Below are 516 nucleotides of genomic sequence, written 5' to 3'. Positions count from 1 at the left end.
GCCTTATTCACATCAAAAACTTTGGGCAATCTCGTTACCGCAACAAAAAGCTCTTTCTTAATGTGCTTCCCAGAGCTGCAGAAATGCTGGCGAAGGACCTTTCATACAGCCATTTACTAAAGCAAGTGATTTGTGAGGCGGATTTGCGTCGAGAACAAATCGTGATGGAGTTAGTTGAATTAAGCGCAGGCGATGAGTCCTTTCTGTACAAAGCGACGAAAGAACTGAGTGACGGAGGCTTTAAACTTGCTATTGACGACTACGGCATTAATGCCTCAACCATCGAGCGAGTGAAATGCGTTCGACCAGACATCATCAAGATGGATCGTTCACTGCTATTGAAATACGAAGACGGGGATTTTTCTGCGTTAATAGAAGCGTTAGCGCTCGCGAAAGAACTGAGTTCAAAAACCGTTATCGAGGGAATTGAAACCGAGCATCAACTTAACTTAATGAAAAAACTCGGTTTCGATATGTACCAAGGCTACTTGCTTGCGATGCCTCAAACCCTAGAAA

General features: G+C 43.8%; 1 protein-coding gene. It reads left to right on the top strand.

What is annotated here, in order from left to right; translation table 11 throughout:
- Window positions 1-516, top strand: a 516-nt coding sequence (locus R7Z77_RS28475; RefSeq protein ID WP_318137450.1) for an EAL domain-containing protein, incomplete at both ends; no start/stop codon positions are given.

Source organism: Vibrio sp. 1401, assembly GCF_033340295.1.
Note: the sequence above shows the minus strand (reverse complement) of the source record. Positions and strands in the feature narration are given on the sequence as shown.